The sequence below is a fragment of the Kushneria sp. AK178 genome, assembly GCF_053903105.1.
In genome coordinates this window covers 796,619-815,052 of the sequence record NZ_CP096381.1, presented here as the reverse complement: position 1 = coordinate 815,052, position 18,434 = coordinate 796,619, and the positions used below count along the sequence as shown (strand labels likewise).

10 protein-coding genes, 2 tRNA genes and 3 rRNA genes are annotated in these 18,434 nt (G+C 59.4%); 3 read left to right on the top strand and 12 right to left on the bottom strand.

Annotated elements, in window-relative coordinates; all coding sequences use genetic code 11:
* Window positions 1-89: 89 nt before the first annotated feature.
* The 6 genes from rrf to pssA all read right to left on the bottom strand — a co-directional run bounded on the left by rrf (window position 90) and on the right by pssA (window position 6,641).
* Window positions 90-205 (bottom strand): 5S ribosomal RNA (gene rrf, locus M1D97_RS03670).
* 108 nt (window positions 206-313) lie between these two features.
* A 23S ribosomal RNA gene (locus tag M1D97_RS03665) occupies window positions 314-3,207 on the bottom strand.
* Window positions 3,208-3,477: 270 nt separating this feature from the next.
* Window positions 3,478-3,553: transfer RNA gene (locus M1D97_RS03660), tRNA-Ala, on the bottom strand.
* Between the two features lie 7 nt (window positions 3,554-3,560).
* Window positions 3,561-3,637: transfer RNA gene (locus M1D97_RS03655), tRNA-Ile, on the bottom strand.
* Window positions 3,638-3,708: 71 nt separating this feature from the next.
* Window positions 3,709-5,248: ribosomal RNA gene (locus M1D97_RS03650) — 16S ribosomal RNA — on the bottom strand.
* Together the 16S, 23S and 5S rRNA genes with 2 tRNA genes alongside form the textbook arrangement of a ribosomal RNA operon.
* Window positions 5,249-5,690: 442 nt before the next feature.
* The gene (pssA, locus tag M1D97_RS03645) at window positions 5,691-6,641 is read right to left on the bottom strand and encodes a CDP-diacylglycerol--serine O-phosphatidyltransferase (RefSeq protein WP_456269396.1); all 951 of its coding nucleotides are present in this window, start codon (window positions 6,639-6,641) and stop codon (window positions 5,691-5,693) included.
* A gap of 72 nt (window positions 6,642-6,713) precedes the next feature.
* On the opposite strand from pssA, the gene M1D97_RS03640 reads away from it, so the two are divergent.
* Window positions 6,714-7,238 carry an MOSC domain-containing protein gene (locus M1D97_RS03640; RefSeq protein ID WP_456269395.1) on the top strand — a complete coding sequence of 175 codons (525 nt, stop codon included), beginning with the start codon at window positions 6,714-6,716 and terminating at the stop codon, window positions 7,236-7,238.
* A 62-nt stretch (window positions 7,239-7,300) separates the two neighbouring features.
* On the opposite strand, the gene ilvC is transcribed toward M1D97_RS03640, so the two are convergent.
* The 3 genes from ilvC to M1D97_RS03625 all read right to left on the bottom strand — a co-directional run bounded on the left by ilvC (window position 7,301) and on the right by M1D97_RS03625 (window position 10,596).
* Window positions 7,301-8,317 carry a ketol-acid reductoisomerase gene (ilvC, locus tag M1D97_RS03635; protein WP_456269394.1) on the bottom strand — a complete coding sequence of 339 codons (1,017 nt, stop codon included), beginning with the start codon at window positions 8,315-8,317 and terminating at the stop codon, window positions 7,301-7,303.
* A 66-nt stretch (window positions 8,318-8,383) separates the two neighbouring features.
* Entirely contained in the window at window positions 8,384-8,875 is a 492-nt protein-coding gene (gene ilvN / locus M1D97_RS03630; RefSeq protein WP_456269393.1) for an acetolactate synthase small subunit, read from the bottom strand.
* Window positions 8,875-10,596, bottom strand: a complete 1,722-nt coding sequence (locus M1D97_RS03625) for an acetolactate synthase 3 large subunit (protein ID WP_456269392.1) — start codon at window positions 10,594-10,596, stop codon at window positions 8,875-8,877. The genes ilvN and M1D97_RS03625 overlap by 1 nt, the downstream gene beginning before the upstream one ends.
* A 601-nt stretch (window positions 10,597-11,197) precedes the next feature.
* Here M1D97_RS03625 and treF point away from each other — a divergent pair.
* Window positions 11,198-12,814: an alpha,alpha-trehalase TreF gene (gene treF, locus M1D97_RS03620; RefSeq protein ID WP_456269391.1), complete on the top strand. Its 1,617-nt coding sequence runs from the start codon at window positions 11,198-11,200 to the stop codon at window positions 12,812-12,814.
* Between the two features lie 90 nt (window positions 12,815-12,904).
* Here treF and clpB read toward each other — a convergent pair whose 3' ends face one another.
* The 3 genes from clpB to rluD form a co-directional block, all read right to left on the bottom strand.
* Complete coding sequence (gene clpB, locus M1D97_RS03615) at window positions 12,905-15,499, bottom strand: ATP-dependent chaperone ClpB (protein WP_456269390.1); 2,595 nt, start codon at window positions 15,497-15,499, stop codon at window positions 12,905-12,907.
* 179 nt (window positions 15,500-15,678) lie between these two features.
* Window positions 15,679-16,434 carry a peptidoglycan editing factor PgeF gene (gene pgeF / locus M1D97_RS03610; protein ID WP_456269389.1) on the bottom strand — a complete coding sequence of 252 codons (756 nt, stop codon included), beginning with the start codon at window positions 16,432-16,434 and terminating at the stop codon, window positions 15,679-15,681.
* Window positions 16,431-17,390, bottom strand: coding sequence for a 23S rRNA pseudouridine(1911/1915/1917) synthase RluD (gene rluD / locus M1D97_RS03605; protein WP_456269388.1), 960 nt, complete (start codon window positions 17,388-17,390; stop codon window positions 16,431-16,433). Before rluD ends, pgeF begins: the two co-directional genes overlap by 4 nt.
* Window positions 17,391-17,594: 204 nt before the next feature.
* On the opposite strand from rluD, the gene M1D97_RS03600 reads away from it, so the two are divergent.
* A complete protein-coding gene (locus M1D97_RS03600) occupies window positions 17,595-18,401 on the top strand; it encodes an outer membrane protein assembly factor BamD (RefSeq protein WP_456269387.1) in 807 nt (268 codons plus the stop codon).
* The last annotated feature ends 33 nt before the right edge of the window (window positions 18,402-18,434 follow it).

The window sequence follows — 18,434 nt, the reverse complement described above, 5'->3', positions numbered from 1 at the left end:
ACGTCAGTGACCGGCGGCCGCGGCCCGGCGGTTTTTTCGAGCGCACATAAAAGAACCCCGGTCCTTTGGGACCGGGGTTCGGAAGGGGTGCCTGACGATGACCTACTCTCACATGGGGAGACCCCACACTACCATCGGCGCGGAGCCGTTTCACTGCCGAGTTCGGGATGGGATCGGGTGGGACCGGCACGCTATGGTCGTCAGGCAATTCTGCAGACCGGCTGCTCTTGAGCAGCGGGTCGTAATCGGGATCATGCTGATCGATACGTTCTATGTATCCGGCGTCGTGTGACGCGAACCACTTGGGTGTTATATGGTCAAGCCTCACGGGCAATTAGTACGCGTCAGCTCAATGCATTGCTGCACTTACACACCGCGCCTATCGACCTCGTCGTCTTCGAGGGCCCTTCAGGGAGCTCGAGGCTCCAGGGAAGTTTCATCTTGAAGGGGGCTTCCCGCTTAGATGCCTTCAGCGGTTATCCCGTCCGCACATAGCTACCCGGCGGTGCCATTGGCATGACAACCGGTACACCAGCGGTGCGTCCACTCCGGTCCTCTCGTACTAGGAGCAGCACTTCTCAAACTTCCGACGCCCACGGCAGATAGGGACCGAACTGTCTCACGACGTTCTAAACCCAGCTCGCGTACCACTTTAAATGGCGAACAGCCATACCCTTGGGACCGACTTCAGCCCCAGGATGTGATGAGCCGACATCGAGGTGCCAAACACCGCCGTCGATATGAACTCTTGGGCGGTATCAGCCTGTTATCCCCGGAGTACCTTTTATCCGTTGAGCGATGGCCCTTCCATACAGAACCACCGGATCACTAGAACCTGCTTTCGCACCTGCTCGACATGTCCGTCTCGCAGTCAGGCACCCTTATGCTCTTGCACTCATTGCACGATTTCCAACCGTGCTGAGGGTACCTTCGTGCTCCTCCGTTACACTTTGGGAGGAGACCGCCCCAGTCAAACTACCCACCACACACTGTCCTCACACCGGATCACGGTGCGGAGTTAGAACGCCGATGATGCCAGGCTGGTATTTCAAGGTTGGCTCCACCCCGACTGGCGTCGGGGTTTCAAAGCCTCCCAGCTATCCTACACAAGCAACATCAGCGTCCAGTGTGAAGCTATAGTAAAGGTTCACGGGGTCTTTCCGTCTAGCCGCGGGTACACTGCATCTTCACAGCGATTTCAATTTCACTGAGTCCCGGGTGGAGACAGCGTGGCCATCATTACGCCATTCGTGCAGGTCGGAACTTACCCGACAAGGAATTTCGCTACCTTAGGACCGTTATAGTTACGGCCGCCGTTTACCGGGGCTTCGATCAGGAGCTTCGCCCCGAGGGGCTAACACCATCAATTAACCTTCCGGCACCGGGCAGGCGTCACACCCTATACGTCCGCTTACGCGTTGGCAGAGTGCTGTGTTTTTAATAAACAGTTGCAGCCACCTGGTCACTTCGGCCGGTCGCCGCTCGAGCCGCGAGGGCTGTCACGGTTACCGGCGCACCTTCTCCCGAAGTTACGGTGCCATTTTGCCTAGTTCCTTCACCCGAGTTCTCTCATACGCCTTGGTATTCTCTACCTGACCACCTGTGTCGGTTTGGGGTACGATCGCATGTTATCTGAAGCTTAGAGGCTTTTCCCGGAAGCGTGGCATCAGTGACTTCCAGACCGTGGTCTGTTCGTCTCGTGTCTCGGCTTGAAGAGGACCGGATTTGCCTGATCCTCAGGCCTACGCACTTTCACCGGGGCAACCAGCGCCCGGCTCACCTAGCCTTCTTCGTCCCCCCATCGCAATAACATCCGGTACGGGAATATTGACCCGTTTCCCATCGACTACGCCTTTCGGCCTCGCCTTAGGGGTCGACTCACCCTGCTCCGATTGTCGTCGAACAGGAACCCTTGGTCTTCCGGCGGGGCGGGTTTTCACCGCCCTTGTCGTTACTCATGTCAGCATTCGCACTTGTGATACCTCCAGCATACCTCACGATACACCTTCGCAGGCCTACACAACGCTCCTCTACCGCGCATCCAGAAGGATGCACCCGCAGCTTCGGTACCCGGTTTGAGCCCCGTTACATCTTCCGCGCAGGCCGACTCGACCAGTGAGCTATTACGCTTTCTTTAAAGGATGGCTGCTTCTAAGCCAACCTCCTGGCTGTCTGTGCCTTCCCACATCGTTTCCCACTTAACCGGGATTTTGGGACCTTGGCTGGCGGTCTGGGTTGTTTCCCTTTTCACAACGGACGTTAGCACCCGCTGTGTGTCTCCCACGCTGTACTCACCGGTATTCGGAGTTTGCCTCGGGTTGGTAAGCCGGGATGGCCCCCTAGCCGAAACAGTGCTCTACCCCCGGTGGTAATACGTGAGGCGCTACCTAAATAGCTTTCGAGGAGAACCAGCTATCTCCGAGCTTGATTAGCCTTTCACTCCGATCCACAGCTCATCTCAGCATTTTTCAACATACTTGAGTTCGGACCTCCAGTCAGTGTTACCTGACCTTCATCCTGGCCATGGATAGATCGCCCGGTTTCGGGTCTATTTCCAGCAACTAGTTCGCCCATTTAAGACTCGGTTTCCCTGCGCCTCCCCTATTCGGTTAAGCTCGCTACTGAAAATAAGTCGCTGACCCATTATACAAAAGGTACGCAGTCACCTAACAAGTAGGCTCCCACTGCTTGTACGCACACGGTTTCAGGTTCTATTTCACTCCCCTCGCCGGGGTTCTTTTCGCCTTTCCCTCACGGTACTGGTTCACTATCGGTCAGTCAGGAGTATTTAGCCTTGGAGGATGGTCCCCCCGTCTTCAGTCAGGGTTTCACGTGCCCCGACCTACTCGATTTCACAATGCTCGGATTTCGGCTACGGGACTATCACCCGCTATGGTCAGACTTCCCAGACTGTTCGCCTATCGGTTGCACTGCTTAAGGGCTGCTCCCCGTTCGCTCGCCGCTACTGAGGGAATCTCAATTGATGTCTTTTCCTCGGGGTACTTAGATGTTTCAGTTCTCCCGGTTCGCCTTCATGAGTTATGTATTGGCTCATGAATACTTACCTGATGGTAAGTGGGTTTCCCCATTCGGAAATCGCCGGGTCGCAGGTCATTTGCCACCTCACCGACGCTTATCGCAGGCTGTCACGTCCTTCATCGCCTCTGACTGCCTAGGCATCCACCGTGTGCGCTTGATCGCTTGACCATATAACCCCAAGGGGTCCGGTCACGATCACACGACATTTCGCCGGATACGTCCAAAACGTATCACAACTTTTACGTTGTCTGCCGGCCGGGTCACAACGCTCATCGCGGAGATGAGGTGTTCACCGACCGGCAGGTCAGCATGATCCACATTGTTAAAGAGCGGTACTGTTGAAAAACAACAGTCAGAAATCATGTCGATGATTGTCATCATCATGACTTTTGACTGTGGCTTCATCAAGGAAAGTAGAAGACTGACCACCGGGCTGTATGGTGGAGCCAGGCGGGATCGAACCGCCGACCTCCTGCGTGCAAGGCAGGCGCTCTCCCAGCTGAGCTATGGCCCCGACAGGTTGGTGGGTCTGGGCAGACTTGAACTGCCGACCTCACCCTTATCAGGGGTGCGCTCTAACCAACTGAGCTACAGACCCAAGCAGTCTTCGCTCTATCCGATCAGGCAATTTGTGTGGACGCGCTGACTCGCGAGAACACGTTAGTCGTTTAAGGAGGTGATCCAGCCGCAGGTTCCCCTACGGCTACCTTGTTACGACTTCACCCCAGTCATGAACCACACCGTGGTGATCGCTCTCCCGAAGGTTGAGCTAACCACTTCTGGTGCAGTCCACTCCCATGGTGTGACGGGCGGTGTGTACAAGGCCCGGGAACGTATTCACCGCGCCATTCTGATGCGCGATTACTAGCGATTCCGACTTCACGGAGTCGAGTTGCAGACTCCGATCCGGACTGAGGCCGGCTTTTTGGGATTGGCTTCACCTCGCGGATTCGCAACCCTTTGTACCGGCCATTGTAGCACGTGTGTAGCCCTGCTCGTAAGGGCCATGATGACTTGACGTCGTCCCCACCTTCCTCCGGTTTGTCACCGGCAGTCTCCCTGAAGTTCCCGGCCGGACCGCTGGCAAAAAGGGATAGGGGTTGCGCTCGTTACGGGACTTAACCCAACATTTCACAACACGAGCTGACGACAGCCATGCAGCACCTGTCTCTGCGTTCCCGAAGGCACTCTCCCATCTCTGGGAGATTCGCAGGATGTCAAGAGCAGGTAAGGTTCTTCGCGTTGCATCGAATTAAACCACATGCTCCACCGCTTGTGCGGGCCCCCGTCAATTCATTTGAGTTTTAGCCTTGCGGCCGTACTCCCCAGGCGGTCGACTTATTGCGTTAACTGCGCCACCAAACCCTCAAGGGGTCCAACGGCTGGTCGACATCGTTTACGGCGTGGACTACCAGGGTATCTAATCCTGTTTGCTACCCACGCTTTCGCGCCTCAGCGTCAGTGTCAGTCCAGAAGGCCGCCTTCGCCACTGGTATTCCTCCCGATCTCTACGCATTTCACCGCTACACCGGGAATTCCACCTTCCTCTCCTGCACTCTAGTCTGCCAGTTCCGAATGCCGTTCCCGGGTTGAGCCCGGGGCTTTCACATCCGGCTTGGCAGACCGCCTACGCGCCCTTTACGCCCAGTAATTCCGATTAACGCTTGCACCCTCCGTATTACCGCGGCTGCTGGCACGGAGTTAGCCGGTGCTTCTTCTGTGGGTGATGTCCTTCATGCCGGGTGTTAACCGGCATGCCTTCTTCCCCACTGAAAGTGCTTTACAACCCGAGGGCCTTCTTCACACACGCGGCATGGCTGGATCAGGGTTTCCCCCATTGTCCAATATTCCCCACTGCTGCCTCCCGTAGGAGTCCGGGCCGTGTCTCAGTCCCGGTGTGGCTGATCATCCTCTCAGACCAGCTACGGATCGCGGCCTTGGTGAGCCGTTACCTCACCAACAAGCTAATCCGACATGGGCTCATCCGATAGCGCAAGGTCCGAAGATCCCCTGCTTTCTCCCGTAGGACGTATGCGGTATTAGCTCGGGTTTCCCCGAGTTATCCCCCACTACCGGGCAGATTCCCATGCATTACTCACCCGTCCGCCGCTCGTCAGCGGGTAGCAAGCTACCCCTGTTACCGCTCGACTTGCATGTGTTAGGCCTGCCGCCAGCGTTCAATCTGAGCCATGATCAAACTCTTCAGTTCAAGATGAAGCTTTGAGATTCTTTAATCGACACTGCAAAAGCAGTCTCGAAAGGCGAATCAATCCGGGCTCGAGGTCAAACTAGTACTCTTGACGAGTGTTCGTCTGCTCGATTATCTATGTGACTGGTGCCACACGAGCCAGACGCCCACACAAATTGCCTGATCGACTTGTTAAAGAGCGTCTCGAAGATGTTGTCAGCTGCCGTTGGCGGCTGCTTCGAGAGAGTGGGAATTTTACAGCCCTGCATCGAAAAGTCAACTACTTTTTTTCGATGCGGAAGTCAGCGGCTGGAATCAAATCCTGATTGAAGCGACCAAAACATTAGTCAAAACAATCACCTGCAGACTTCCCCGCTGCCTCGTCGCCGTGTGCTCCGTGGCAGCGGATGCGTACTTTATAGATCAGACCGGATGCGTGCAACCCCTTGTTTCGAAAAAGTGCCTACTTTCTTTCATCAGGGTTTTCGGATGTTTCCGAAGCGCCCGCCACCCGCTGATCATCAGTATCAACTGATGCTTCAGAAGCATCGGCACTGTCTGCTTCCATCTCTTCCTCGGTCGTTGCAATACCGCTATTAATGGGCTTTGCATGACCGGTACGTCGCATGACGGCCAGTATTGGACCGGAGGCTGCATAGCTGCCAAACAACAGCAACAGCATGATGGCCGGTTCCAGCGAAATGAGAACAAAAGCCAGAACAATGGCCAGCAGCGCCACGAAGGGTACCGGACTCTTGAAGTCCACTTCCTTGAAGCTGTAATAGCGAATATTGCTGACCATCAGAATACCCACTGCCGCCACGATGATGGCCATGAGCACCTTGAAACCGAAGGCGGTCGCTTCGAAGCTGTGAAAGGTCCAGACAAAGCCCGCGACCACGGCTGCCGCCGAAGGACTTGGCAGCCCGATGAACCACTTCTTGTCGGTGCTGCCGATCTGGACATTGAAGCGCGCCAGACGCAGGGCTGCACCGGCCACATAGACAAAGGCCGCTATCCAGCCCAGGTTACCGACATCCTGAAGTATCCACGCAAAAGCCACGATGGCAGGTGCCACCCCAAAGGAGAGCATATCGGCAAGGCTGTCGTACTCCTCACCAAACGCGCTTTGCGTATTGGTCATGCGCGCCACTCGCCCATCGAAGCCATCAAGTACCATGGACACAAAGATGGCGATGGCCGCCGAACCAAAATTACCGTTAAGGGCTGCCACTACAGAGAAAAACCCGGAGAACAGCGCCGCCGTGGTAAAGAGATTGGGCAGTAGATAGATGCCGCGCCGGCGTATGCGCTCACCGTTTTGCACGATATCTTCCACCACTTCCGTATCATCCTTGAACTCGGAGAAGGGATCGCGCGGTGGTCGTTTGTTCGGTGGAGGCGTCTGCGTCATGACAGGAATGTCCTTTGAAAAGATACGACCATCAAAGCATAGAAGATGACCAGGTGTTAACACGGAGAAGAAATGGATAGCTTAAGAGCTCTCATGTCGCAGTTCCCGCATGCCGGACGACTGGAATGGCTGAGTCGACGCCCTCGACGTCATGGTGATGTCGACATCGTGGAGCACCTGACCCTGCTCGAAGGCCGCGGCATCGAGGGCGATCATTATAGTGCCGGAAATGGTAAACGGCAGGTGACGCTCTTTCAGGCCGAGCATCTGGATGTGGTCGCTGCCTTTTGCGGCATCGATGAACTCTCTCCCGAACCGCTCAGACGCAACCTTCTGGTGTCCGGGCTCAATCTACTGGCCTGTCGGCAGCAGCAGCTGGCCATTGGGGATGAAGCCATCATCGAGATCACCGGCCCCTGTGCCCCCTGCAGCCGCATGGAACAGACGCTGGGCCCCGGCGGCTACAATGCCCTGCGAGGTCACGGAGGCATGACGGCCCGCATTGTCAGAGGCGGCATTATACGACGCGGCGACGGCGTTACCGTAGTATCAGACACCACTGACCCGGAACAGGGCCAGCTTTTTCAAAGCTTTTGACTGAAAGGCATAAAAAAACGGATGCGCGTTGGCGCATCCGTTTTCTCTGACGACAGGCCCGATCAGTTCTTCGACTTGTCGACCATCTTGTTGGCAGCGATCCACGGCATCATGCCGCGCAGCTTGCTGCCGACTTCTTCAATCTGATGCTCGGCACCGCGACGACGCTTGGCCTTGAGAGTCGGGAAGCCGGCCTGGTGATCCAGGATGAAGTCCTTGGCAAAGGTGCCTTCCTGGATGTCCTTGAGCACCTGACGCATGGCGTTTTTGGTGTCTTCGGTCACGATCTTTGGACCGGTAACGTAATCGCCGTACTCGGCCGTATTGGAGATCGAGTAGCGCATGTCGGCCATGCCGCCTTCATACATCAGATCGACGATCAGCTTGAGCTCGTGGAGACACTCGAAGTAGGCCATTTCGGGCGCATAGCCAGCTTCGACCAGCGTTTCGAAACCGGCCTGTACCAGTGCGGTGGCGCCACCGCAGAGAACGGCCTGCTCACCAAAGAGGTCGGTCTCGGTCTCTTCCTGGAAGCTCGTATGGATGATGCCGGCACGGCCGCCGCCGTTGGCGCTGGCATAGGACAGCGCCAGCTCACGCGCCTTGCCGGACCTGTCCTGATAGACCGCGATCAGACTCGGCACACCACCGCCCTGGGTATAGGTCTGACGAACGGTATGACCGGGCGCCTTGGGCGCGATCATGATGACGTCAAGATCCTCGCGCGGCTCGATCTGCTGAAAGTGCACGTTGAAGCCGTGGGCAAAGGCCAGTGCTGCGCCTTCCTTCAGGTTGGGCTCGACGTCGCGATAGTAGATCTGCTTTTGATGCTCATCGGGCGCCAGAATCATGACGATGTCGGCACCGGAGACCGCCTCGGTGACTTCGGCGACCTTCAGACCCGACCCTTCCGCCTTCTGCCAGGAGCCGGATCCCTTGCGCAGCGCGACGGTAACATCAACGCCGGACTCCTTGAGGTTGTTGGCGTGGGCATGCCCCTGTGAGCCATAACCCAGGATGGTGACCTTCCTGCCCTGGATGAGAGAGAGATCGCAATCCTTGTCGTAATAAACCTGCATTACCTTCACCTTTTAATGGACGGCAGCGCCATCGGTTGACATAAACATTGTGCAAAAACTGCGGCGTCAGAGGCTCAATACCTTGTCACCACGCGCGATACCGGACACACCGGTACGCGCCACTTCCAGTACACCCAGCGGCGTCACGGCCTGCAGAAAGGCATCCATCTTGTTGGCGTCCCCGGTAATCTGCACGGTATAAACGCTCGGTGTGACATCCACGATCTGCGCCCGAAAGATATCTGCCGTGCGTTTGACCTCGTCCCGGGCACTGCCCTGCGCCTTGACCTTGACCAGCATCAGTTCGCGCTCGATGTGAGCCCCCTCGGTCAAATCCACCAGCTTGACCACATCGATCAGTCGATTGAGGTGCTTGGTAATCTGCTCGATGATGCGCTCATCACCATGGGTCGTCACTGTCAGACGCGACAGCGTGGGGTCATCGGTCGGGGCAACATTGAGCGTTTCAATATTGAAGTTGCGCTGGGAAAAGAGTCCGATCACACGTGACAGGGCGCCCGGCTCGTTTTCAAGCAGCATCGATATGATATGGCGCATCAGGTTCGCTCCGTCTTCGACAGCAGCATGTCACACATGGCCCCCTGCGGAACCTGCATCGGATAGACGTGCTCGCGCGGGTCAACATGAACATCGAGAAACACCAGCTCATCCTTCGAGCGGAAGGTCTCATCCAGTGCCGGCTCGAGCTCATCCGCCGTATTGACCGTGATCGCCCTGAAACCATAGGCCTCGATCAGCTTTTCAAAGTCCGGCAGGGATTCCATATAGGAGTGCGCATGACGGGACTTGTAGTTCAGATCCTGCCACTGGCGCACCATGCCCAGCGAGGCGTTGTTGAGATTGACGATCTTGACCGGAATGCCGAACTGCTTACAGGTCGACAGCTCCTGCATCATCATCTGGAAACTGCCCTCCCCCGTGAAGAGCACGACATGCTCATCGGGGTAGCTGAGCTTGATGCCCATTGCAGCCGGCAGGCCATAGCCCATCGTTCCCAGTCCGCTTGACGAAATCCAGCGATTGGGCTGATTGAACTTGTAGTACTGGGCGGCAAACATCTGATGCTGGCCGACATCCGTCACCACATAGGCATCGCCGTGGGTGGCCCGATGAACCGCCTCGACCACCTGCTGCGGCTTGAGCGGCTCGCCGGCGGCAGCCGGCTCATAGAGCTTGCCGCGACGCTCGTCACGCCAGGCATTGATCGTTTCCCACCACTCACCCAGCGGCTCCTGCGCCTCGGTGCGCTGGCCGATCTGGTTGAGCATTTCGTTGAGCACATGGTCGGCGGCGCCAACGATGGGGACATCGGCATGCACGGTCTTGGAGATGGAGCTGGGGTCGACGTCGATATGCACGATGCGCGCATCCGGGCAGAACCGGTTGACGTTGTTGGTCACGCGATCATCGAAGCGTACGCCCACCCCCAGTACCAGATCACTGTGGTGCATGGCCATGTTGGACTCGTAGGAGCCATGCATGCCCGGCCAGCCCAGCGACTGCGGATCGTTCTGCGGGAAGGCGCCAAGACCCATCAGCGACGTGATCACCGGAATATTGAGCCGATGCGCCAGCGCCGTCAGCGCCTCGGATGCCCGCCCGGTAATGACCCCGCCACCGGCAAAGATGACGGGCCGACGAGCGCTCATCATCAATTCGACCGCCTTGCGAATCTGGCCGGTATGCCCGCGTGACACAGGATTGTAGGAACGCAGCTTGACCTTGCGCGGATAGACGTACTCATAGCGCTCGGTCGGTGCGGTCATGTCCTTGGGAATATCGATTACCACCGGCCCGGGACGCCCGGAAGACGCGATATAGAAGGCCTTCTTGAGCACGGTGGGTATATCGGAGGGATGGCGAATCGAAAAGCTGTGCTTCACGATCGGCCGAGTCACGCCGACAATGTCGGTTTCCTGAAAGGCATCCTCGCCGATCAGATGGCTGGCGACCTGGCCGCACAGCACGACCATCGGAATGGAATCCATATAAGCCGTGGCGATACCGGTAACCGCGTTGGTCGCGCCGGGACCGGACGTGACCAGCACCACACCGGGCTTGCCGGATGCCCGGGCATAGCCGTCGGCCATATGGGTTGCCGCCTGTTCGTGGCGAACGAGAATGTGTTTGATATCATCCTGACGGAACAGCGCATCATAGATATGCAGCGCTGCGCCGCCCGGGTAGCCGTAGATATATTCAACGCCCTCATCCTTGAGGAAGCGGGCGATCATATCGGCTCCGGAAAGCAATTCCACGTTTGAGTTCCCCTATAAGGTCTCGAGTGCATTCACGATGCCATGCGCATCGGAGTTCGAGGACGGCTGTGCCGCCTGCCGCGGCCCGTGGCCAGCGACACCTGATGCTGCAGACTGATGATGGGCTGCAGCGAGGACCTGCTCAATCTCATGTCGGGTCGACATATAGGGGCGTTGATCAGGCAGGAGGTTGGCCCGCCTGTTCAGGTCCTTGGGCAGGCAGGCAGCCGCTCTGCGGCTGTCCTCCATGACTCCGGGGATCGCCCGGAGAATTCATGCCTGCAATCAGGAACCTTCAAGACTCTATCAGTGATGCTTCGGTGTCAACTGATGGCTGCGCATTTGTAGCGCATAACCCCTGAAAAGGGACCGCTTATTGCACGAAATCGGCGCATGAGCAGACGACAGTTTCATTCAGTCTCTGCCGTTATAATATGCATTCAAGACAGGAGAGCAGGATGAACTATCCTGCATCAACACCGGTCAGCACCCATGGGCGCCCTGCAGACTACAGGCGCCCCGAAATCCCTCAGGGCAGTGCCATTTTCGACCTGCCGTTTTCACCAGGGCAGACACGCATTTATTGTTCCAGGAATTTGCCATGACCATGACCGCTGCCGCTCTGACAACGTCGATGCCGGACACGCCGGAAGTCGCGGAACTCCCGCCCCTGCCCGAGCATCTCTGGGGCATGCTGTTTCACGATGTGCAGAGTCGCGGTCTGTTCGCTGACAGCAAGACCTTCGTTGACATGGTTCCAACCCAATCGGTTCAGGAGATCATGGCCGACTACGCTCGCCTCTGTGAGCGCTACTCGGACTGCGCCAACGTACCCTGTGTCAGCAACAATGCACTGCGCGAATTCATCGAGGCGCGTTTCGAACGCATCGAAACCCAGGCCAACGTTGAGCCTGCCGAACGTCAGAGCAGCGTTTGCAATCACATTGATGCGCTCTGGAACGTGCTGACACGCCAGCCGAGGCCGCGCTACAACCCCAACTCGTCGCGTCTGCCACTGCCCCACGCCTATGTGGTCCCCGGCGGTCGCTTCAACGAGATCTACTACTGGGACAGCTATTTCACCATGCTGGGCCTGCGGGAAAGCGGCCGCATCGATCTGATGCGTGACATGGTCAATAACGCTGCCTTTCTGATCAATGCCTATGGCCACGTCCCCAACGGCAACCGCACCTATTATCTGTCGCGCTCCCAGCCGCCCTTTTTCTGCGGCATGGTCGGTCAGCTCGCCCAGCATGATGGCGAAGGGGTTTATGAACACTATCTGCCCCAGATGGAGCGCGAATACCACTACTGGATGGATGGCGTCGAGGCTCTGCACCACTGCGAAGCCTATCGGCGCAGCGTCAAGCTTCATGACGGCACGCTGCTCAATCGTCACTGGGACGATCTGAACACGCCGCGCGAAGAGGCCTTTCGCGAAGACATGGAGACCGCCGATCGCACCTCGCGCAACAACATTGCGGTATGGCGCAACATTCGTGCGGGGGCGGAAAGCGGCTGGGACTTCAGCTCGCGCTGGCTGACCGACCCCCACGACCTGTCCACCATTCGCACCGTGGACATACTGCCGCTGGACCTGAACTGCCTGCTGTATCACATGGAATCCACGCTGGCCGCGACCTATCGCAGGGTCGGCCGGCACCAGCGCAGTGACCTTTTCCAGAGTGCCGCCAACTCACGACTGGATGCGCTGCGCCGCCTGTTCTGGTCGCAGGAAGAGAAGCGTTTCGGGGATTATCTCTGGCATGACGATGTGCTGACCGACAGTATCAACGCCTCCATCGTCTTTACCCTCTATTTCGGCGTGGCGACCGAGGAACAGGCCGCCCATGTGGCCCATACGCTGGAGCATCAGCTGCTCCAGCCCGGTGGACTGATGACCTCCACCATCGACACCGTTCAACAGTGGGATGCCCCCAACGGCTGGGCACCGCTGCAGTGGATGGCCGTCAAGGGACTCAAGCGCTACGGCTACGAACAGCTGGCCGACACCATCGCCAGACGCTGGATGCACAACAACTTCTACCGTTTCGAAAAGGAGCACAAGCTGCTGGAGAAGTACAACGTCATGGATCTCGACGGCGCCCCGGACGGCGGCGAGTACCCCTCTCAGGACGGCTTTGGCTGGACCAACGGCGTACTGCGCGCCCTGCTGGCCCTCTACCCGGATGCCACGCTGGAAAGTACGGCGCCCTGAGCCCTGCAGCTCACGTGATATCGCCTGCTTGATAAAAAAGGGGCGGCTACCCGTGGTAGCCGCCCCTTGATTGTTTCAGGCCGGTATTGTTCAGGCCTGCTGCTGGTGTTCAAAGACCAGTTCGCTGTCGCGGGCATCGATACGCACGGTATCGCCCGGGGCGTAGCGGCCTGCCAGCAGCGCCTGCGCCAGCGGGTTTTCGATGCGGCTCTGAATTGCCCGACGCAGCGGCCGCGCCCCATAGACCGGATCGAAGCCCGCCTCGGCCAGCTGCACCATGGCCGCTTCGCTGATGGCCAGCGACACATCGCGATCGGCCAGACGCCGGCGCAGCTGATCGAGCTGGATATCGGCGATCGCCTGAATCTGCGTCTGCCCCAGCGCGTGGAACACCACCACCTCATCGATGCGGTTGATCAGCTCGGGGCGGAAATGGTTGCCGACCTCATCCATGACCGCCGCTCGCATGCGCTCATAACCCGCCTCATCCTGCTCACCGGCGTAGTTCTGAATGATGCTGGACCCCATGTTCGAGGTCATCACGACCACGGTGTTGCGGAAATCCACCGTACGCCCCTGGCCGTCGGTCAGACGACCGTCTTCCAGCACCTGCAGCAGGATATTGAAAACATCCGGATGGGCCTTTTCCACCTCATCGAGCAGCAGCACCGAATAGGGCTTGCGCCGCACGGCCTCGGTCAGATAACCGCCCTGCTCATAGCCGACATAGCCCGGCGGGGCACCGATCAGACGGGCCACGGAGTGCTTCTCCATGAACTCCGACATGTCGATACGCACCATCGCCTCTTCGGTGTCGAACAAAAAGCCTGCCAGCGACTTGCACAGCTCGGTCTTGCCCACGCCGGTCGGCCCCAGAAACAGGAAAGAGCCATTGGGACGATTGGGATCGCTGATGCCGGCCCGTGAACGGCGCACGGCGTTGGAAACGGCCGTGACGGCCTCATCCTGACCGATCACGCGCTCATGCAGCGCCTCTTCCATGCGCAGCAGCTTGTCACGCTCGCCCTCGAGCATTTTCGCCACCGGAATGCCCGTCCAGCGCGAGACCACCTCGGCGATCTCCTCTTCGGTCACGATCGAGCGCAGCAGCTTGAGCGGCGTGCTTTCGGCTTCACCGGCCTCGCTGATCTTTCGCTCCAGCTCCGGAATCAGACCGTACTGGACTTCCGACATGCGCCCCAGATCGCCCTGACGACGCGCCGCTTCAAGGTCGATACGCGCCTGCTCGAGCTCGGCCTTGTACTGGGCCGCTCCCTGCAGGCTGGCCTTCTCGGCCTTCCAGACCTCTTCGAGATCGGCGAACTCCCGTGACATCGACTCGATCTGACCTTCCAGCAGTTCGAGACGCTTGCGAGTGGCCTCATCCGTTTCCTTCTTGAGCGCTTCGCGCTCGATCTTGAGCTGGATCAGCCGACGCTCGAGCCGATCCATCTCCTCGGGCTTGGAGTCCATTTCCATGCGGATCCGCGACGCCGCCTCGTCGATCAGGTCGATGGCCTTGTCGGGCAGCTGGCGGTCGGTGATGTAGCGGGTCGACAGCCGCGCCGCGGCAATGATCGCCGGGTCCGTGATATCGACGCCATGATGGACCTCGTAACGCTCCTTGAGCCCACGCAGGATGGCGATGGTGTCCTCTTCGGAGGGCTCATCCACCAGCACCTTCTGGAAACGGCGCTCGAGCGCGGCATCCTTTTCGATATCCTGACGGTACTCATCCAGCGTCGTGGCCCCCACGCAGTGCAGTTCACCACGAGCCAGGGCGGGCTTGAGCATGTTACCGGCATCCATCGAGCCTTCGGTCTTGCCGGCGCCCACCATGGTATGGAGCTCATCGATGAAGAGGATGACGCGCCCTTCTTCCTTCGCCAGCTCGTTAAGCACGCCCTTGAGGCGCTCCTCGAAATCGCCGCGATACTTGGCCCCCGCCAGCAGCGCCCCGAGATCCAGCGCCAGAACGCGCTTGTCCTTGAGACTTTCCGGCACCTCACCGTTGACGATGCGCTGCGCCAGTCCCTCGACGATGGCGGTCTTGCCCACGCCGGGCTCACCGATCAGCACCGGGTTGTTCTTGGTCCGGCGCTGCAGCACCTGGATGGTGCGGCGGATTTCATCGTCGCGGCCGATCACCGGGTCCAGCTTGCCGCCGGCCGCCCGCTCGGTCAGGTCGGTAGTGTACTTCTCCAGCGCCTCGCGCTTCTCCTCGGCCTCGGCATCGTTGACGCTATCACCGCCGCGCAGCGCCTCGATGGCACGGTGCACGCCCTGTTCGGTAAGACCGGCGCCGCTCAGGGCGCGGCTGATGGCCGACTTCATCTGCAGCGCCGCCAGCAGCACCAGCTCGGTGGCAATGAACTGATCTCCCCGCTTCTGGGCGTCCCGATCGGCCAGGTTAAAAAGCTGTCCCAGCTCCTGCCCCATGGTGACGTTGCCATCAAACTGGCTGACCGTGGGCAGGTCATCCACATGCTTGACCAGCGCGTCGCGCACGCGACCCGGGTCGCCGCCGGCCTTTTGAATCAGCCCCTTGAAGCCGGAGTCGCGGCTGTCGAGCAGCGACAGCAATACATGGCCCGGCTGCAGCTGATTATGGCCGCGCCCGGCCGCCAGCGACTGGGCATCGGCCAGGGCCGCCTGCAACTTGCTGGTGAGTTTATCGATTCGCATCCTGTGTCCTCTCGTCCGGCGCCCTGGCCGGTCATGGCCGCACGATGGCAGCTCCGGCGTTGAAGAGCGCGTTGATGTCTATTGACAGCAACAATGGGGGCACCTGCAGGGGTTTCAAGCAGAAACGACAAAAATATTATGTTAAATGAAGAAATGCGCATGAAAGCGCTGGCAGCGCTCTAGCGGAGCCAGATCACACTGCTCATGCGACCGGTAACGCCGTTGTCACGGCGGTGGGAATAGAAGCGATCATCGGATGCCGTACAGAAATGGCCGCCGCTGATGTCGGTCACCCCCAGCGCCTCCAGACGCAGACGCGCCAGACGGTAGAGGTCACACATGAAATGGCCCAGCCGATAGGGGCTCGCCTCGAAGGCGGCCGAGGTGCCGGGATAGACATTGACGAAGGCATCATGCACTTCGCGCCCGACCTCGTACTGCATGTTGGAGATCGCCGGACCCAGCCAGACCATGATCTCTTCCGGGGCAGACCCCAGCGCTGCCACGGTCGCCTCCAGCACCCCACCGGCCAGGCCGCGCCAGCCGGCGTGAGCGGCGGCCACCCGGGTGCCGCGCTTGTCGCAGAACAGCACCGGCAGGCAGTCGGCCGTCTGAATCACGCAGGCATACTGCTGATCATGCGCGATGGCCGCATCGGCCTGCGGCGGCGGCGTCTGAAAGGTCTGCTGCACGCGGGCACCGTGAACCTGATCCAGCCACAGGAGCGGTCGGTGATCACCGATCCTGGCGCCCAGCAGCTGGCGCAGCCAGGCCACCGTTTCCGGGTCATCCCCGACGTGGGAGGCGGCATTGAAGGCGGCATAGGGGCCCTGGCTGGGCCCCGTTTCACGGGTCGTGACAAAGGCGCCTACCGACCCCGGTGCTACCCAGTCCGGTACGATGAGCGTGGGCTGGTCGCTGCTTTCCCGGGTCATGTTTCCGCCTGATCGTCGCGCAGAATATCGAGCAGCATGAACATGTCATCGGGCAGTTCCATGCCGAACTCGACGCTTTCCTGGCTGGTTGGGTGCACAAAGGCCAGTCGACGCGCGTGCAGCGCCTGATGTGAAAAGTGGCGCAGTGCTTCCTTGAGGGCCTCACCGGCGCCGGCCGGCAGCTTGAGCCGGCCGCCATAGACCGGATCGCCGACCAGCGGAAAGCGCTGATGCGCCATGTGTACGCGAATCTGGTGAGTACGCCCGGTTTCCAGCCGGCAGCGAATGTGGGTATGACCGCGAAAGCGCTCGACCACCCGGTAATGCGTCACCGCCGGCTTGCCGCCGTTGGCGACCACCGCCTGGCGCTTGCGATCCACCGGATGCCGGCCGATGGGCGCATCGACCCTGCCGCCGGCAATCATGGCGCCGGTCACGATGGCATCATATTCCCGCTTGACCCGGCGCGCCTGCAGCTGCTCGACCAGCGAGGTCTGCGCGGCCAGCGTTTTGGCCACCACCATCAATCCGCTGGTGTCCTTGTCCAGACGATGAACGATACCGGCGCGCGGCAGGGCGGAGAGCCCGGGCACATGATGCAGCAGCGCATTGAGCAGCGTACCGCTCTGATTGCCTGCCGCCGGGTGCACCACCAGCCCGACCGGCTTGTTGATGACCAGCACATCGTCATCCTCGTGCACGATGTCCAGCGCGATCGGTTCAGCCTCCCAGGCCAGGCTTTCCTCGAGCACGGCGTTGAGCGCCAGCGTCGCCCCCGACATGACAGGCGCGCGGGGACGCAGCTTCTGACCGTCGACGGTCAGGGCACCCTCCTTGATCCAGCTCTTGAGGCGTTCACGGGAGAACTCGTCAAAGAGCTCTGCCGCCGCCTGGTCCAGTCGCAGACCGGTCATGGCGTCGGGGACAATGCGGGTTTGTTCGATGGTCTGTGACATGCAATTCTCTGCAGGAGCATGGGCCGAGCATTTCGCCACGGCTTTACAATGCTTTATAGTGCGGGAACCCCGGGGCCGGGAACCGCCGGCGCATTATTCGCGTCATGCGCTACCGGTCCGTATAGTAGACCCCACACACTTCATTCAGTAGCTGTTGGGCGGATTCTATCATGCCGCCACGGTTTGTTTGAGACGAGGACGACAATGCGCGCCATTTCCCTGAGCGCCCTGGCGCTGGCGGTCATCATGCTGGCCGGTTGCGCCAGCAGCCAGAGCCAGGAGCAGGATAACGAGCTCACCGAGCAGCAGCTCTATCAAAACATTCAGCAGGCGCTCGACAATGGCCGCTACTCCGCTGCCGTCACTCAGCTCGAAACGCTCGATAACCGTTTCCCCTTTGGTGAATATGCCCAGCAGGCGCAGCTCGAGCTGATCTACGGTTACTATCAGGTCGGCAACTGGGAAGCCTCGCGCGCCGCGGCCAGTCGCTTCATTCGGCTCCATCCGGACCATCCACAGGTGGATTACGCCTACTACATGCGGGGCATGGCGGCCTGGCAGTCCGGGCGCTTTAGTCTGGAAAGTCTGGAACTGATCGATATCTCCAAGCGCGACCTGGGCGCCACACGCGATGCCTACGTCGACTTCGGCGAGGTCGTGCGCCGCTTCCCCGATAGCGCCTACGCCCCCGACGCCCGTCAGCGCATTATCTTTTTGCGCAATGTGCTGGCTCGCCACGAACTTCAGATCGGCGATTTTTATCTGCGCAAGCAGGCCTATCTGGCCGCCGTCAATCGCGGTCGCTGGGTGCTGGAGCACTATCCGCAGACCCCGGCCAGTCGCGATGCGCTGGCCGTCATGGTGGAAGGCTACATGGGGCTGGACATGCAGGAGGAAGCCCGTCAGGCGCTGGCCGAGCTGATTCACAACGACCCGGACAATGCACGCCTGAACGGAGAGACCTTCAATCCGCGCTATCTAAGCGGCTCGCTGAGCCTTGAAGACAACTGATTCCATACCCGAGGCTCAACGGCACCCTTTTTC